Source organism: Chryseobacterium angstadtii (assembly GCF_001045465.1).
Classification (GTDB): domain Bacteria; phylum Bacteroidota; class Bacteroidia; order Flavobacteriales; family Weeksellaceae; genus Chryseobacterium; species Chryseobacterium angstadtii.
Genome location: NZ_LFND01000004.1, coordinates 84,428 through 100,040, shown reverse-complemented (window position 1 = coordinate 100,040; position 15,613 = coordinate 84,428). Strand labels below are relative to the sequence as shown.

Sequence of the window (15,613 nt, the reverse complement as noted above, 5' to 3'; positions counted from 1 at the left end):
TCCGCTATGAAAAAAACTCTAATCCTTTTACCTCTTTTGGCCGCTCAGATTGCGTTTGCCCAGGAAAAGAAAACCATCACAGGAAAAATTGAGGACGGAACAACTTCCGCCGCTATTGCCGGAGCGTCTGTACAGGTTGAAACCCAGTCTGTTTCGGCTAAAACCAATCAGGAAGGAATTATCGAAAGCGTATCCATTGGTACTGTAACCGATAAGAACGGAAGATTTACTCTTGAAATTCCTGCAGATGCCAAGTCTGTATTGGTCAGTTTTTTCGGCTATGAGTCCAGAATTATCCAGATCAATGAAGACCAGACAGGTTACAATGTGAAATTAACTCCGGTAAATACTGAGGTTTCAGATAAAAATAAAATCCAGGAAGTTATTATTACCGGGTACCAGAAGATTGAAAAACGTAAACAGACTTCTGCCGTTTCTACTGTGAAGATGGATAACATCAACCAGGCGGGTGTTGCCAGTATTGATCAGATGCTGGCAGGACAGATTGCCGGAGTAGCGGTAACACCGCAAACAGGATCACCGGGAGGCCCTGCTAAAATCAGAATCAGGGGTACTGCTTCGCTTTCAGGCCCGCAGGATCCGCTATGGGTAATAGATGGTCTTCCGTTAGAAGGAAATGATGTTCCGAATTTCAGTGATAAAGATAATATTGACCAACTTCAGAATTTCTCTATTGCAGGACTGAATCCTAATGATATTGAAGACATAACCATTCTTAAAGATGCTGCAGCAACGGCTATTTATGGTGCGAGAGCCGCAAATGGAGTAATTTCCATTACCACCAAAAAAGGAAAGAGAGGAACCATGAGAGTGAATTTCTCCGCCGATACCTTTGTAACCGCACGCCCTGATTTCAGCAGACTGAACTTGCTTAATGCTTCGGAAAAAGTAGACCTTGAATTATCACTTGCTCAGCGTGCTGATCTTACATACCGTGCTGATAAAGGGGAAGTCATGAGAATTTTAACCAAAAACGGACAGCTTGATGCCTACAGAAGCGGAGGTCTTGATGCTGTGAATTCATTGACGCGCCAGCAGATCGACGGATTGAGAAACAGCAATACAGACTGGGGTAAACTTCTGTACAGAAATGCCATCAATAAGCAGTACGGATTAAGCCTTTCCGGAGGAAGTGACCGTTCAGATTACTATTTTTCACTGGGGTATTATGATGAAGAGGGAACTACTATCGGGACAGGTTTTAAAAGATATAACCTGACTTTAAAGAACAATTATAAAATCAGCGATAAATTAAATGCAGGAATCTCTATTTTCGGAACCCATAGCGAAAGAGAGTCTTTTGTAACTGATGCTGATGCGTCCATAAACCCTATCAATTACTCAAGAAATGCCAACCCTTATCTGAGTCCTTACAATGCAGACGGAAGCTACAGATATGATCAGGATATTGATGGTTTCTCCGACCGATATGTTCCTTTTAACTTCCTGGAAGAAAGGGAAAATACAAGCTATACCCTGAAAAACAAATCTTTGAAAGCCATTCTGGATTTGGAATATAAGGTAACAAAGGATTTGAGAATTACCTCACAGTTGGGGCTTCAGTATGATGCTAATGATACGGAGAAATTTGCTGCCCAGAATACCTATTTTACCAGAAAGATGAAAGAAGGAACACGGTATTATAAAGAGGGAGCATACCGCTATTTTCTTCCGGACGGTGGGGTGAAGCAGAATTGGGACAACAGTTTCTTTCAGTACAACTGGAAGCTGCAGGCTGCCTACAGTACAAAAATCAATTCAAAACATGAAATTGATTTGATGGCCGGAACAGAAATCCGTAAAACGGAAGATAATACAACGTTAACCAGAGCTTTCGGTTATGACAGCATGACAAGAAGAGCTACAGCTATCGTTTTCCCCAATTTAAACGATGCTTCGGATAAAAGATATGAGACTTACCGTGAAATGGCTCCTGTAGAAAATGCTTATGCTTCCATGTTTGCAACGGCTTCTTATACTTTTGATCAGAAATATACTTTTTTCGGAAGTGTACGATATGACGGAACCAATTTATTCGGGGTTAATAAAAAATATAAATACCTGCCAATCTGGGCCGTTTCAGGTTCGTGGCTGGTAACGAAAGAAGACTTCATGAAGAATCTTACGGCTGTTTCTAACCTTCGATTAAGAGCTTCTTATGGTCTTCAGGGAAATATTGACCGTAATACTTCGCCGTTCTTTATCGGTGAATACTATGACTATACAATTCTTCCGGGAACTAAAGAGAAAATCATCAATGTGCTTAGTCCTCCGAACGATAAGCTTCGCTGGGAAAAAACAACCAACGTCAATTTAGGTCTTGATCTTGGTTTGTTGAAAAACCGCATCAGCTTTACGGCAGATGTCTACAGCAGGAAAGGAACAGACATGATCAGTATGAAAGAAACGCCGCTTGAAACCGGATTTGAATATACGATGATGAATTGGGGAAGTCTTACCAACAAAGGTTTCGAACTGGCCTTGTCTACCAGAAATATTGATAATGAAAATTTCAAATGGTCTACCACCATCAATTTTGCACACAATAAGAGCCGGGTTCTTAGTGAGCAGCCTCGTGAGAACGCATTTCTGCCTTCTAGGGAAGGTCTGCCGGTAAACGCTGTTTTTGCTTTGAAAACGGCCGGAATAGATGCCAACGGAAACCCGATGTTCTGGAAAGGAAATGAAAAGATCTCTGCTGAAGACTTCTTTAAACTGTATGATGTGTATGCAGATTTTCTTCCGGGCGAGTTGGTAGATTCAAAATTGTCCAATGCAGAGCTGAGAAGTCTTTTCACGTATGTAGGAGACAGGGATCCAAAGTTTACGGGAGGAATTATCAACACATTTAAAGTACGCAACTTTGATATGACTATTTCTGCTGCGTTCAACTTTAAGCAGACCGTAATGAGTTCACCATCTTACCGTGGAATGGACCTGGACAGAGGAAGAAATTATACAAGAGATATCTACGAAGCCGGAAATTCGCTTCCGGGAATCACCAGTCCTGATATGGGAAGCAATCCGGGATGGATGGGCAATAAATGGTTCACCGGTAACCGTTCCAGCGCCTACAGCCTGCTTGATGTATGGGCAAAAGAGATCAGCTATGTAAGAATCAGCAGCATCCGTTTGGGCTATACACTTCCTAAAGAGTTTACAAACCCTATGGGAATCAGCAGCCTGAGACTGAGTATTGAAGGACGTAACCTGTTTGTGTTCAGTAACGGATATAAAGGCTACTTTGATCCGGAAACCTATGGAAATATCTATGCACAGCCTATTGCAAAGTCAGTGACAGTAGGATTTAATGTTTCTTTTTAAAACTTGAGAAAAATGAGAAAAATTACAACAATCATTGCGATCGCAGCATTAAGCCTTTCCACTATCGGATGTGACCGTTTTTTAGATATACAGCCTGAAGGAAAAATTATTCCTGTCAGTGTGGAAGATTACCGTAAAGTACTTACATCAGCATATTCAAAATATCCTATTCATAAATCTTTAACCGCTTTGCGTACCGATGAGATGAATATAGATGAGAGTGTAAATGAATTCAATATATATCGTGAAATTGCGATGTGGAAAGATTCAAATACAGATCAGGCAACGGCAGAATTTCCGTGGGTGGCTTTTTATTCAGTGAACTTTTATCTGAATCAGATCATCATCGAAGGAAGCAAAACCATGGCAGATTCTCCTGAAAAACAGCAGATTCTTGCAGAAGCCTATGCGCTTCGTGCCTATTTATATTTTGATATGGTGAATCTTTATGGAAAACCATACAACAGTGCTACTGCAGCAACAGACAGAGGAGTACCTATCAGTCTTGAAATTGATCTTGAACAGGTGCTGAAACCTTCTTCTGTACAGGAAGTTTATGATCAGGTGCATGCAGATATTGCAAAAGCAGAAGGACTGATGATGGAGGAGAAGCAACCGTCCGGTATCAATTACAGATTCTCAAAGGTAGCTTTGAAAGCTTTTCAGGCGAGAATTGCTCTTTACCAGAGTGACTGGAATAAGGCTTTAAGTTTTTCAGAACAGACCCTAGCGGTTAAAGGAGATGTAAGTAATCTAAATACGACTGCTACAGCTCCTAACCATTTTGCTTCAGTAGAATCTATTCTTGCTTTGGATAATGCATTCAATATCGCAGTGCAGAATGTTTCCTTTGCCTCTCCGGAACTGATCTCGCAATACAATACGGCTACAGACAAAAGATTCGGACTTTATTTTGAAAAGAACGGCAGCAAATACAAAGTGATCAAAGGAGGAGCTATTGATTTCAGAGTATCTTTCAGAAGTGCAGAGATGTACTTTATAAAATCTGAAGCCTTGTTGAAACTGAACAGACTGAGTGAAGCGAAAGATACATTGCTTAAAGTGTTAAAGAACAGGTACACTCCGGATGGCTACACCGCAGTTCAAAACCAGATGACTCCGATGAATACTACAGAATTCATGAATTTTATCCTGGACGAAAGATTCAGAGAATTTGCATTGGAAGGACAACGTTGGTTTGATTTAAGGAGAGCTAATCAGAAAAAAATTATCCATAACGTGAACGGTACAGAGTATATTCTTCAGCAGAATGATGTGAGATACACCATTGAATTTCCTATGAGTGCTAAGAAGAATAATCCTAATTTATAACATTTCATATTAACAACCCTGAAACCGCTTGAATGTAATAGTTCTAGCGGTTTTTTTGTATTTTTGCAGGGTTATGAGAATCGCCATTATAGAAGATGAATTGCTGGCCGTTAATTATCTCAAGGATTTATTGGATAAGCAAAGCATAGTCCCTGTTACAGAGACCGTGATTCTCCGTTCAAAAACCCAGGCTATAGATTTCTTTCTCAGTCAGTCTGCAGATCTTATTTTTATGGATATTCATCTGGGAGACGGCATGAGTCTGGAAATTTTTGAACAGGTGGAACTTTTCACTCCCGTTATTTTCATAACTGCTTTTGATGAATATGCTTTAAGGGTATTCCGGCATTTTACTATAGATTATCTTCTGAAGCCTTTTGAAGAAGAAGAGCTTCATCAGGCCTTACAGAAATTCATTTCCATCAGATCCAATTTCGATCCTGAACCGGTACTCAAAACAATGTCTACTTTGCGACAGGCAGACGATGCTGAAAAGATGAAGCGTTTTATGGTGAGAGAAGGGAATAAGCTCAAGTCTGTAGATGAAAATGAAGCCGCTTATTTTTTCGCCTCAGGAAAATATCTTTTTCTGACAACAAACGATAACCAGACCTATATTTATGACGATACCATTAAAGATATTATACATAAATTAAATCCGGAGCTTTTCTTCAGAATCAACCGTAAGTTTATCATTCATAAAAATGCAATCGTAGAAATTATTAAACATTCAAGTCAAAAAATCGAACTGAAACTTTCCCCGGCTCCTGAAGTAAATGCAGATGTTTTCATCAGCAAGATGCAGATTACTGAATTTCTAAGCTGGCTGAACAGTTGATCAAAAAAGAAGCACAGTTAATGAGGCAATCTACTCCCCATTAATTAAAATGTCCAATTCTGAATTGACTCAATATTTATTTTAATAATTGATTTACAGTTAATTATTGATGCATTGTGGAGATCTGCTTTATTTTTCCAAACGCCACATTTTGTACAGAACAGACATAAAAGTAACACAGCGCCCTATCAGGCGCTTTTTGTATAAATAGGCTTAAACACAGGCCTCAGCGTGATATGCAGTATTTAGAAAATAAGGATTAGAATCTTTGTAGAAACCTTTGCATGGACACTTGGATGGACATCTGCATGGACAGACTGCTTATTCTTCCGATGTTTTTAAAGGAACAATAAAGCCTTAAAAACAGTCCTAAAAGTACAAAAATAAAGATTCGGGGGTATATAGGGGACTTAGATTTTTATGTTAGTTTGTTGTTTTTCAATCGTTTATGTTTCTATTGAGCTTTAAAAACTGTATTTCTGCTTCCAGATCATTCAATCGGTCGTAAAAATCAGCAGGATCCGGCAGATTAAAGTTCAGATGCAGTTTTACTTCCCATACTTCTTTGATGGTATTGGGGTGGATATTTTGAGTAGGGTAGCTGCGTCTGTTGTCCGATTTGCAGATTAAGTTATCATACTTTTTGATCCGGTTCAGGCATCTTTTGATCAGTCCGTCTTCAATTTCATTCGAGATAATAGCATAAAGCCTGTTATCACTGATCCCGTGTACCCAGTCTTCCACAAACTGCGCAACCACATAAGTTCTGTCGGGCAGCGTCGGGAACATTGAATTTCCTTCAATTTCAAACATCCTGAATACCCCGTTATTAAGATTCGGCAGTCGGAATGTTGGGAGAAGTTTAATGAAATTGGGGTCATTATATCCCTGCAGATACCCGGCTTTAAGCTTATTTGGCACCAGCGCAATATTGTCTTTATTGTGTGAATCAACAGTGACTACCTGAGGAACCCGATGGTAAAAATCCGTATGCAGCAAAGCCTGTTCTTTTTTATCTTCTTTCAGCATTTCTCCGCGATCCATGATCAACCATTCGGGATTTATTGCGAGTGCTGTGCAAATTTTTTCGATAATGTTGAATTTAGGCTCTGTCCCGTTGATATAGCTTCTGATATTGGATTCGTTTACTCCAATCATATGGGCAAAAACAGAATTATTGCCATTGGCGAAGTGGTCAACGAGTTGTTTTATGCGAAAATTTATTCCATTCATAATCAGTTAATTAAACTTTGATTCGTGAAATTTTTCGAATTTTCATTTGGTTATTCGTGAAATTTTGCGACATTTGTCCCATCCAAAAGACAAACATGGCAATGAACAAAACTACTAAAAAAAGAACGTATTACAATACAGAAATATTAAATATTCTGAAGGACCGACATGAGTGCTCAATCGACTTCATTCGTAAGTCTTTACGTGGTGACAGAGTAGGTGAAAAATCAGATGTTTTAAAGAAAGAATACCATACTTTTTTAAGGAGAACCGAAGAAGCCATTCACAGCGAAGTCCAATCACTTAACAGCAAAATACCATGAAAAAAATACTTCAGAACTTATTCTGCCACAGAAAAATAGATGTGGTGGATGCCAAAACCGGAAACAAAGAAACCGCCAGCTATAGAATCATACTCGGGATTTTCTTTATCATCAGGTACAAACCCCAGTAAGATCAACAAAAAATAGCGAAACATGCCGACTCACTGGGGAAATATACTGACAGTAACGAAGGACGAACTTGTTCCGGCTTATTTTACCACACTGGATGCGCTTCAGAAAAAAATTCAAAGATACCGGGACCTTCCCTTTGGAATCAAACAGGTAAGAAAAGGAGGAAACGGAAGACAGATGCTCATTGATTTTGATTCACTCCCCAAAGAAATGCAGGACAGCATCGGAGATCCACGCAAAATGCACCATCCGCTGATCCCGTTTTTTCAGTTTGATCCGGCCGCCGTACGTTATTTTACAGATTTCAGATTTGAAGACGGAACTCCCTTGAAGGAAAGCTTTAAACAGGAATACATTACCAACGCAAGTGTACTGATAGCCGCCGAAAGATTGAGAATAGCCCGCCTGGAAGAATGGAAAAAACTTAAAAAAAGCTCAGGCCGGGGACTGCTTCCTTCATTATGTACAGACCTAGTCACCTTTAATGAATATCTGCCCAGACTTTTTAATACGGAACACACCATACCATCGTCCTACAGAGCATTTGACAGAATCTGGAAACCGTTTTTCCATTCGTTTGAAGATGGAGGATATCATTTCGGAAGTCTGATCTCCGGAAAATTGAAAAATCAGAACAGGAAGCTGATGACCGATGAAATGATTTCATTGCTGAACGATATTTTCGCAGGACAGGATTACAAACCTTCGAGGACAGAAGTAGCCGCTCAGTATCGCGCATTTTTGAAAGGAGATCTGGAAATTATTTCCAATGAGACTGGAGAAATCTATGACTGCGGAGACAGCCGGAAGTTTAAAGAGATATCGGATAGTTCCATTGTAGCATGGCTGGGAAAATGGGAAAACAGAATAGGAACCTATGCCAAACGCTCAGGAGACAGGCAGAAGTTAATGCAGGAGTTTATTCCGTGGCACAAATTAGCCAAAATCAAAGAAGCGGGAACACTTATTTCGATAGACGACAGGCAACCGCCTTTTATGTACGACAAAAAAAGAAACCGGGTGTGGTTTTATATGGGAATAGACCTGGGATCCGAAGCCTGGACCTGCTGGGTGCACGGAAAGACAAAAGAAGGAATCATCACCGAATTCTATCGCCAGATGATCCGGAATTATACAGAATGGGGCTTTAATCTCCCTTTGGGACTGGAATGTGAGAGTTCACTGAACAGCAGCTTTAAAGATACATTTCTGAGAAACGGAGCGATGTTCGACAGTGTGAATATCTATGCGAACCGCGCCAGATCAAAAGCCATTGAAAGAAAATTTGAAGAACTAAGATACAGACATGAAAAAAGCAGACTGGGTTGGATGGCGAGGCCGCATGCAAGGAAAGAAGAAAATCAGAAGAGCGCAGATCAGGATGTTTTTGTTCCTTATGAGGATATTGTAGATCATTCTTTACATGATATTGAAATCTGGAACAATTCTCCTCATTCCCGGTACAAAGACAAAACCAGGTGGGAAGTGTTCTGCGAAATGCAGAATAAAAATACACAGCCCACGAACTGGCAGGCATTTTTGCCTTATCTGGGAAAAGAAACCCTCTCAAGCTGCAATGCGGGTATCATCAACTTCAGAAATACCACCTATGTTTTGGGGATGAACGCTCAGGTTGCTTTAGGAGAGGATTTAATCAGGCTGATGAAATATGTAGAAGGAAAAGAATTTAAAATCTTCTGGCTGGACGGGAATGATGGCAGCACCCTGAAAGCAATGATTTATTATGAAGACATGATGCTTTGCGATATCGTTCCACACCCGGAATATTCCAAATCGAAGCATGAAAGAAACGAACAGGGAGAACTCAGCAGAAAGCTGATGTCTGCCTACGAAAACACTGTCAACGCCTTTATGGCACAGCAGAAAAGAGAAATAGAACAGGTCACCATTATAGACCACCGTAAAAAAATACTGAATACCAAGTTTCAGATTCCCGGCCGGAAAAAATATACGCAGACAGAATCTATTCCTGAGGAAGTTGCTTTTAAAGAAACTCCGGAATACCATTATGACGAAACAGAAAGCACTGCAAGAAGCTGGAAATCGAACTTCAGATAACACCACAGAACCAATGGAAATTAATACAGAATTAAAATATCAGATCCGGGAAGCTATGATGAAGCACCGGAACAATTTCGGAGGAACCGATGCCGCTTTTGCAAAGTCACTGAATATAAGCAGTTCCATCTACAGCAGAATAAAGAAAGGCGAAACGGAAAAAGTGCTTTCATCCGGAGAATGGTTGAACATCGGAAGAAAATTTCAGGTAGACATCAGCAAAAGCAGCTGGAAATTTGCCAGAACCGAAGTCTACGAACAAATGCACGAAAGCTTCATGTTCTGCCAGAAATCCAAAAGCTCCATGATCCTGGTAGACGACTGCGGGATCGGGAAAACAGAATGCGCCAAAGCTATTATTTCGCAGATGAAAAATGCATTCTATGTAGACGCTTCACAAACCCATACCAAAGTAAGATTTATCCGTCAGCTGGCTCTGGTTTTAGGTTGTGGAACGAAAGGAAAATACCATGAAGTGCTTGAAAATGTAAAATATGCTCTGAATATGCTTGAAAACCCTTTTGTATGTATAGACGAAGCAGGAGATTTGGAATACAGCGCTTACCTGGAACTGAAAGGCATCATGAACGACACGGTAGACCGCTGCGCCTGGTTTATGATCGGGGCAGATGGCCTCAGAGCAAAAATCACCAAAGGAATCAATAATCACAAAGTAGGTTTTGCAGAAATCTTCAGCCGCTTTTCGGACGATTTTGTAACTCTGGTTCCGAGAGGCCCGGAAGACCGGAAAAAGTTTTACACGAAACTCATCGGAGATGTAGCCTATGTGAACCTTGAAGATAAAACCGCAGTGAATGAAGTCATCCGAAGCTGTATGGTAAAAGTAGATGCACCGTACAAGATCAGAAAAGGACAGGAAGACGGCAAAATGAGATCTTTGAGATACCTTAAAACCCTGGTTAATATCAGCAGATCATGAAATCAATATCAGTAAAACAGGCCTTATCCATCGTCTTTAAACAATTTGAATTCGAAGGATTATGGAAAGAGTCCTTCGGGCAGCCGGAAACAGCCGGATTCTGGTATCTGGGCGGGGCAGAAAAAAACGGAAAAACCACTTTTGCCATGATGCTGGCCAAATACCTCTCCGGTTTCGGGAAAGTGCTGTACGTTTCCGCGGAGGAGGGTTTCTCAAAGGACATTATCTCGGCTATGGTTTCTGCGGGACTTTCGGATACGGACCGGAATTTTAAGCTGCTGGATTATATGCCCTGGGATGAACTAACGCAGAAATTCGAATCCAGGAAATGTCCTAAGATCATATTCATAGACAATACCACAGTATACCGGGATGAAATCACCCGGAAAATGGTTCTTGAGCTTAAAGAAAAACATAAAAACAAGCTGATCATTTTTGTGAGCCATGAAGAAAAAGGGCTCCCGGACAGTGCGCTGGGAACGGTCTGGAGAAAATTATCCAAAATCATCGTTCAGGCAGAAGGGCTTAAAGCCATTATTTCCGGAAGATGTCCCGGCGGAACTTTAAATATCAACGAAGAAAAAGCAAACCTCTATTGGGGAACAACACCTTAAAACCAAAATTAAAATGAATACAAGAGAAAATATATTAACAGTAGCATTGCAGTATGACAGTTATGGAGAAAAATACCTTACGGATTTTGACCGGATGCTTATTCACAGAGAAATCAGCTCTATATGGAACGAATCAGGCTATGTAGTTCCCGAAGATGTGGAAGGCAAAATCCAGGTGAAGCTCAGAATTATTAACCAGCTTCAGTGGGAATCTCCTTACTAAATGAACAGATAATAAAAAAACACCCAAAACAAAATAGTATGATCACCGAAACATTAAAAATAATATCTATAGAAGACCTTGAAGCAGAACTCGAGGCCAGAAAACAGAAAGAAGCCCGAAAACGGGAAGAAAAAAGAACCCAGTATGAAAGTCTGAAAAAATCCGTCATCAGCGATCTTGCGCCTGCCGCAGACCAGCTTTCGCAACAGATTCATGGGTTTAAAACAAAAGCCTTTTCAGAATTGGGATCTCTCTTTGATCTCTTAAAGGATTACAGCAAAAGGCATCAGGACGGGAAAGGCAACTTCAAAATTGAAGATGAACACTTTAAAATTCAATATAAAAGACAGGGAAAAGGAACCTTTGACGAACGTTCTCACCAGGCAGAAAAGCACATTGTGGATTTTTTAACATCAAAATATGAAGGAGAACCTGATACCAAAGACCTTATCATGTCTCTCCTGGAACGTAAAAACGGAGCGCTTGATATTCTTCTGGTACAAAAACTCTACAGCATGGAAAACCGTTTTGATGACAAAAACTGGAGGGAAGGCATCAGGCTGTTAAAAGAAAGCTACAGTTTTTCCCTGAGCAAAGACTACATTTCCTTTTTTAAAAAGAATGAGACCAATGAATGGGAAGGAATCAATCTGAATTTTTCATATTAAAAGATGCCGAAGTCCACAAAATATCCCGACAAGATTCTCCTTTCCTTAGACAATCATAAACTGAACGTTCTGAACACGGGAATGCAGATTCTGGATATGCTGAATATTCACACCCAGCCCAGAACCCTTAAAAGCAGCATTTCGATCTGTATGGAGCTGAGAACCGAACTTTTGCAGAAAGCAATAAAAACCAGACATCGGAACCACTCTTTTATCATCAGGCTTCCTTATTATAAAGCCGATGCCCTCTGGCATTTCCTGAAAGAATTCGAGATCTATTTTCCCGACGATTTCGGAAGCTACGAGACCAATGCCATTCTCATGATGAAAAACGAGCTGCACAGACAGCTGCTTTAAATAACCTTTAAACCGAATTTAAACATGATTAAAATAAACGGCTACTGGTACAGCGGTACCGAAATAAAACAAGCCCTCGAAAAGAAAGGATATACGGTAGTTACCCTGGAGATCAGTACAGAACCCAGAGACTATCCTCAGTATGAAACCTACGCGCTCCGGAATAAAGAAGAACCCACAGTTCTCAATACGCTGAAAAGTAGAGCGCTGCATGAATTTCAAAAGAAGCCAAAACTTATTTAACCGCCAAAAGCCATGGAAAATCCATGGCTTTTTTGGTGACCGAAAATCGCCTTGACTTGTACAAAAAGACCCAGTAATTTTGTAGAAATGTCTTACAATAATAAAAATTACATCAAACGTGCCCGGTACATTATAAATGTTTATAATGCACACAAGCATGCGGATGTACCGGATACCAAAATTGTAAGGCATACCTTTCCGAAATACAATATTCATCTTTCCTACAGACAGTGGATGAACATCAAAGGAATGGTGATTCCCAAAGAGGAAACCCAGCTTACCTTATTCTAGCTTGCGCTTATAGGACTGAAGCCGTAACGGTAAATATAGCCTTTGGTTTCTTCTGGACTTGCAGAGAAATCCTCATACTGCGTTGTAAACATCATCTCTCTTACCTTAAATCCCGCATATCTCTTGCTGGTACTTTTAGCCAGCGTTCTTGAAAACGGTGAAAAATACTCCTTTTCCCATCCCTGAAGGGCTTTATATAATTTCTGCTCGATTCTTAAAAAATCCAAACCCTTTTTTCGTTCTTCAATAGGTGCCTGATGCCATGTCAGGTGATCATCATTGGCCACCAGCTGAAAAGATACCGGAATACTTCCCGATTGTGCGTTCGCTGCCAGATCGGCATAGGAGGCCTCCGGAAAATCAACATCATAAACTGCTTCCGGAAAATCGATAAACAAGGCAGGGTAGATCACCGGAGTCTGCATTGCCGAAACATTCTCAAGCTGGCCCAGCTGCAGATCGATGTATTGTATTTCAGGAACTTCCTGTGCAATTTTTTCCTGAAGATCTAATAATAACTGTACATAAAAATATTCTTCCATAAGTATTAAATATAGTTTCTCAAATTACTTTCTGTTTTAGAATAGATGGATCAACGGATCTGTTCTTTACTTCCCGTTGACACTATTTCACGGTACAAAATTGAACTTAAAACAGGGCATTTTAAAAAAGCTGTGCAATCCTTGCGCTCTTATTTTCAAAACGGTACGGGATATTGGAAATTTGTACTCACAAAACAAACACAACACTTAATTATTAATATGGATTCACTATCTGCAGCAGCATTACAGGTTGCCATTACCCAAATAGGACAGGAAGAAAAGCCACATGGCTCAAACTGGGGAATTCCTGTTAAAACCTACCTGGCTTCAGTGGGAATCAACTTTCCGGCGAGCTGGTGTATGGCTTTTGTGTATTGGTGTTTCGGAGAGGCATCCAGACAGAAAAAAGCCCCAAATACTGCTGTAAAAACAGGAGGAGTGCTTTATGCCTGGAACAATGCTCCGAAGGAAAAGAAATCATCAAAACCTTCCGAAGGCGCCATTTTCATCATGGATTTTGGAAAGGGGCTGGGACATACCGGTTTCGTAGAAAAATTCGATACTCAGTACATCTACACCATAGAAGGCAATACCAACGACAACGGAAGCCGTGAAGGCATCAAGGTATGCCGCAGAAAAAGAGCTTTAAACACCATTAAAGGGTATATAAAATATTAACATGAAACAATTTGTTTTCTTCATAACGCTATTTTTTGTTTCGCTGGTTCTGGTTTCCTGTGCGAACAGGAAGCCTCAGGAACCGGTGATCATAGAAAAAACGAGAGAAGTCCGTACAGTTGTTAAAGATACAGTCTTCAGATCCGAAGCAGACAGCACCTATTACCATGCCTGGATAGAATGTGTAAACGGTAAACCTGTTCTGAAAGAATCCGGAGCTTATAAAAATTTCAGCCACACAGCTGATACATCAGAAAGCGGCCTGCTGGCACCGAAAGTCTTACTGACAGACGGAAAGCTGTCGGTAGAATGTTACAAACAGGCACAGGAGTCATTTAAAACATGGCGGGAAACCTATATCAAAGAGCACGAGCAAACACCTATTTACATCGAAAAACCTATATACAGAGAGAAAGCTTTGTCATGGTTTCAACAAACACAGCTATGGCTCGGAAGAATCTTTCTTGGGGTACTCGCCCTGTTCACTCTTGTCCTCATTGTACGCTGGAAAAAGATCATTTAAATACCATTCAGAAAAATAAAAAATGAACAGAAAAAGGATTTCTGATTCAAAAAAATATGTACAACAACTTTTTAAAAAATAATTAAAAAATGTCACAAGGAAATGGAACACCGAAAGTAAAAGCGAATGTGGCTTCAGGCAACTTACTTCGTCAGATTCAGGTAATCGACGGCGTTGCAGGAATCGTGGGAACTGCTTACAAACCAGGGAACATTGGTAGAGTAGAGAGAGTTTACTCACCGGCAGACGCAAAATCTAAAGGTTACACAGAACAGGACGAACCGTTTTTGTTTCAGGTAATCAATGAATTTTATCAGGAGCTTGGCGGCAGCCAGGAGCTGTGGATCTTAGGAACAAAAGATACCACAACAATGAAAGCTGCAGTTGCAAGTACCAACGAAGAAGGCGTGAAAGGGCTTCTTAATTATTCCAATGGAAGGGTCAATCTGGTAGCAGTATGCAGAAAACCCGATGCTGCTTATGTAGCACCTGCAGGATTTTTGGATAAAGACGTAGAAGATGCGTTAATTGCTTCAGCAACATTGGGAGCGTATCAGCAGTCTATTAACAAACCGGTAAGAATCTTTATCGAAGGAAGAGTAAAAGATGCTTCTGCTATCTCTACTTTTGAACCGAAATCTGCCGAAAATACCTTTGCAGGAGTAGTTCTTGGAGGTTCAAAAAATGACGGTTCCGCATCAGTAGCACTGGTTTTAGCAAGAGCCTGTAAATATCCGGCACACGTGAAAATCGGCGACGGACAAAACGGATCGTTAAGCATCACGGAAGCTTTCATCGGAGACAAAAAAGTAGACGAGTATTTACCGGAACAGCTGGACAACTTTACAGATGCAGGTTTCATCACCTTCCATACAAGAGAAGGATCAGCAGGATACTATTTCAGCGTTGATAAAATGGCAGGAATGGATGACTTCAGAACTTTGGTTCACGGAAGACTGATCGACAAAGCTCAGAGAATATCTACAGCTACCGATACGCCGTTCCTGGAATCATCAGTAAGACTGACTCCGGACGGAAAACTGAACGAAGCAGATGCCGTATATCTGGAAGAAGTAACAAGAGCTCAGCTTTTAAACGGTATGGCAGGCCAGATCAGTGGAGCACAGGTATTGGTTTCTCTGGATCAGGACTTAATCAACACAAACACCCTTCAAAAACAAATTCAGATCCAGCCACTCGGCTATATGACCTGGATTGTACTGAACATGGGATTAACAAAAACAATTTAATT

At 40.5% G+C, this 15,613-nt stretch carries 18 protein-coding genes; 16 read left to right on the top strand and 2 right to left on the bottom strand.

All coding sequences use genetic code 11. The annotated features are described in order from the left end of the window. Window positions 1-6 precede the first annotated feature (6 nt). The 3 genes from ACM46_RS13825 to ACM46_RS13815 all read left to right on the top strand — a co-directional run bounded on the left by ACM46_RS13825 (window position 7) and on the right by ACM46_RS13815 (window position 5,515). A complete protein-coding gene (locus tag ACM46_RS13825; RefSeq protein WP_048507270.1) occupies window positions 7-3,345 on the top strand; it encodes a SusC/RagA family TonB-linked outer membrane protein in 3,339 nt (1,112 codons plus the stop codon). Between the two features lie 12 nt (window positions 3,346-3,357). Then, window positions 3,358-4,677 carry a RagB/SusD family nutrient uptake outer membrane protein gene (locus ACM46_RS13820; protein WP_048507269.1) on the top strand — a complete coding sequence of 440 codons (1,320 nt, stop codon included), beginning with the start codon at window positions 3,358-3,360 and terminating at the stop codon, window positions 4,675-4,677. Window positions 4,678-4,750: 73 nt separating this feature from the next. Continuing rightward, the gene (locus ACM46_RS13815) at window positions 4,751-5,515 is read left to right on the top strand and encodes a LytR/AlgR family response regulator transcription factor (RefSeq protein WP_048507268.1); all 765 of its coding nucleotides are present in this window, start codon (window positions 4,751-4,753) and stop codon (window positions 5,513-5,515) included. 438 nt (window positions 5,516-5,953) lie between these two features. Here the strand turns inward: ACM46_RS13815 and ACM46_RS13810 are convergent, their stop codons facing one another. After that, the gene (locus ACM46_RS13810) at window positions 5,954-6,748 is read right to left on the bottom strand and encodes a LexA family transcriptional regulator (RefSeq protein ID WP_048507267.1); all 795 of its coding nucleotides are present in this window, start codon (window positions 6,746-6,748) and stop codon (window positions 5,954-5,956) included. Between the two features lie 101 nt (window positions 6,749-6,849). On the opposite strand from ACM46_RS13810, the gene ACM46_RS13805 reads away from it, so the two are divergent. The 10 genes from ACM46_RS13805 (at window position 6,850) to ACM46_RS13765 (ending at window position 12,618) form a co-directional block, all read left to right on the top strand. Continuing rightward, the gene (locus ACM46_RS13805; protein WP_131707595.1) at window positions 6,850-7,071 is read left to right on the top strand and encodes a hypothetical protein; all 222 of its coding nucleotides are present in this window, start codon (window positions 6,850-6,852) and stop codon (window positions 7,069-7,071) included. After that, window positions 7,068-7,202: a hypothetical protein gene (locus ACM46_RS23800; protein ID WP_277619856.1), complete on the top strand. Its 135-nt coding sequence runs from the start codon at window positions 7,068-7,070 to the stop codon at window positions 7,200-7,202. The genes ACM46_RS13805 and ACM46_RS23800 overlap by 4 nt, the downstream gene beginning before the upstream one ends. 22 nt (window positions 7,203-7,224) lie before the next feature. Further along, entirely contained in the window at window positions 7,225-9,282 is a 2,058-nt protein-coding gene (locus tag ACM46_RS13800; RefSeq protein ID WP_053082707.1) for a hypothetical protein, read from the top strand. Beyond that, window positions 9,233-10,222, top strand: coding sequence for an AAA family ATPase (locus tag ACM46_RS13795; protein WP_241486016.1), 990 nt, complete (start codon window positions 9,233-9,235; stop codon window positions 10,220-10,222). Before ACM46_RS13800 ends, ACM46_RS13795 begins: the two co-directional genes overlap by 50 nt. After that, window positions 10,219-10,836: an ATP-binding protein gene (locus tag ACM46_RS13790; protein WP_048507265.1), complete on the top strand. Its 618-nt coding sequence runs from the start codon at window positions 10,219-10,221 to the stop codon at window positions 10,834-10,836. Before ACM46_RS13795 ends, ACM46_RS13790 begins: the two co-directional genes overlap by 4 nt. 13 nt (window positions 10,837-10,849) lie before the next feature. After that, window positions 10,850-11,059, top strand: a complete 210-nt coding sequence (locus tag ACM46_RS13785; protein ID WP_048507264.1) for a hypothetical protein — start codon at window positions 10,850-10,852, stop codon at window positions 11,057-11,059. Window positions 11,060-11,097: 38 nt separating this feature from the next. Beyond that, a complete protein-coding gene (locus ACM46_RS13780) occupies window positions 11,098-11,727 on the top strand; it encodes a DUF3164 family protein (RefSeq protein WP_048507263.1) in 630 nt (209 codons plus the stop codon). Window positions 11,728-11,730: 3 nt separating this feature from the next. Then, window positions 11,731-12,084, top strand: coding sequence for a hypothetical protein (locus ACM46_RS13775; RefSeq protein WP_048507262.1), 354 nt, complete (start codon window positions 11,731-11,733; stop codon window positions 12,082-12,084). 24 nt (window positions 12,085-12,108) lie between these two features. Beyond that, entirely contained in the window at window positions 12,109-12,327 is a 219-nt protein-coding gene (locus ACM46_RS13770) for a hypothetical protein (protein WP_048507261.1), read from the top strand. Between the two features lie 87 nt (window positions 12,328-12,414). Further along, a complete protein-coding gene (locus ACM46_RS13765) occupies window positions 12,415-12,618 on the top strand; it encodes a hypothetical protein (protein ID WP_048507260.1) in 204 nt (67 codons plus the stop codon). Here the strand turns inward: ACM46_RS13765 and ACM46_RS13760 are convergent. Beyond that, entirely contained in the window at window positions 12,615-13,160 is a 546-nt protein-coding gene (locus tag ACM46_RS13760) for a hypothetical protein (protein WP_048507259.1), read from the bottom strand. The two genes, ACM46_RS13765 and ACM46_RS13760, sit on opposite strands and share 4 nt — an antisense overlap. 219 nt (window positions 13,161-13,379) lie before the next feature. Between ACM46_RS13760 and ACM46_RS13755 the strand changes: the two genes are divergently transcribed. The 3 genes from ACM46_RS13755 (at window position 13,380) to ACM46_RS13745 (ending at window position 15,611) form a co-directional block, all read left to right on the top strand. After that, complete coding sequence (locus ACM46_RS13755; protein WP_048507258.1) at window positions 13,380-13,838, top strand: CHAP domain-containing protein; 459 nt, start codon at window positions 13,380-13,382, stop codon at window positions 13,836-13,838. A 1-nt stretch (window position 13,839) separates the two neighbouring features. Beyond that, a complete protein-coding gene (locus tag ACM46_RS13750) occupies window positions 13,840-14,361 on the top strand; it encodes a hypothetical protein (RefSeq protein ID WP_048507257.1) in 522 nt (173 codons plus the stop codon). A gap of 89 nt (window positions 14,362-14,450) precedes the next feature. Further along, window positions 14,451-15,611, top strand: a complete 1,161-nt coding sequence (locus ACM46_RS13745; RefSeq protein WP_048507256.1) for a DUF2586 family protein — start codon at window positions 14,451-14,453, stop codon at window positions 15,609-15,611. The last annotated feature ends 2 nt before the right edge of the window (window positions 15,612-15,613 follow it).

Coding starts and splice junctions, on each gene's coding strand:
- ACM46_RS13825 (WP_048507270.1), top strand. CDS start 7: ATGAAAAAAACTCTAATCCTTTTACCTCTTTTGGCCGCTCAGATTGCG.
- ACM46_RS13820 (WP_048507269.1), top strand. CDS start 3,358: ATGAGAAAAATTACAACAATCATTGCGATCGCAGCATTAAGCCTTTCC.
- ACM46_RS13815 (WP_048507268.1), top strand. CDS start 4,751: ATGAGAATCGCCATTATAGAAGATGAATTGCTGGCCGTTAATTATCTC.
- ACM46_RS13810 (WP_048507267.1), bottom strand. CDS start 6,748: ATGAATGGAATAAATTTTCGCATAAAACAACTCGTTGACCACTTCGCC.
- ACM46_RS13805 (WP_131707595.1), top strand. CDS start 6,850: ATGAACAAAACTACTAAAAAAAGAACGTATTACAATACAGAAATATTA.
- ACM46_RS23800 (WP_277619856.1), top strand. CDS start 7,068: ATGAAAAAAATACTTCAGAACTTATTCTGCCACAGAAAAATAGATGTG.
- ACM46_RS13800 (WP_053082707.1), top strand. CDS start 7,225: ATGCCGACTCACTGGGGAAATATACTGACAGTAACGAAGGACGAACTT.
- ACM46_RS13795 (WP_241486016.1), top strand. CDS start 9,233: ATGACGAAACAGAAAGCACTGCAAGAAGCTGGAAATCGAACTTCAGAT.
- ACM46_RS13790 (WP_048507265.1), top strand. CDS start 10,219: ATGAAATCAATATCAGTAAAACAGGCCTTATCCATCGTCTTTAAACAA.
- ACM46_RS13785 (WP_048507264.1), top strand. CDS start 10,850: ATGAATACAAGAGAAAATATATTAACAGTAGCATTGCAGTATGACAGT.
- ACM46_RS13780 (WP_048507263.1), top strand. CDS start 11,098: ATGATCACCGAAACATTAAAAATAATATCTATAGAAGACCTTGAAGCA.
- ACM46_RS13775 (WP_048507262.1), top strand. CDS start 11,731: ATGCCGAAGTCCACAAAATATCCCGACAAGATTCTCCTTTCCTTAGAC.
- ACM46_RS13770 (WP_048507261.1), top strand. CDS start 12,109: ATGATTAAAATAAACGGCTACTGGTACAGCGGTACCGAAATAAAACAA.
- ACM46_RS13765 (WP_048507260.1), top strand. CDS start 12,415: ATGTCTTACAATAATAAAAATTACATCAAACGTGCCCGGTACATTATA.
- ACM46_RS13760 (WP_048507259.1), bottom strand. CDS start 13,160: ATGGAAGAATATTTTTATGTACAGTTATTATTAGATCTTCAGGAAAAA.
- ACM46_RS13755 (WP_048507258.1), top strand. CDS start 13,380: ATGGATTCACTATCTGCAGCAGCATTACAGGTTGCCATTACCCAAATA.
- ACM46_RS13750 (WP_048507257.1), top strand. CDS start 13,840: ATGAAACAATTTGTTTTCTTCATAACGCTATTTTTTGTTTCGCTGGTT.
- ACM46_RS13745 (WP_048507256.1), top strand. CDS start 14,451: ATGTCACAAGGAAATGGAACACCGAAAGTAAAAGCGAATGTGGCTTCA.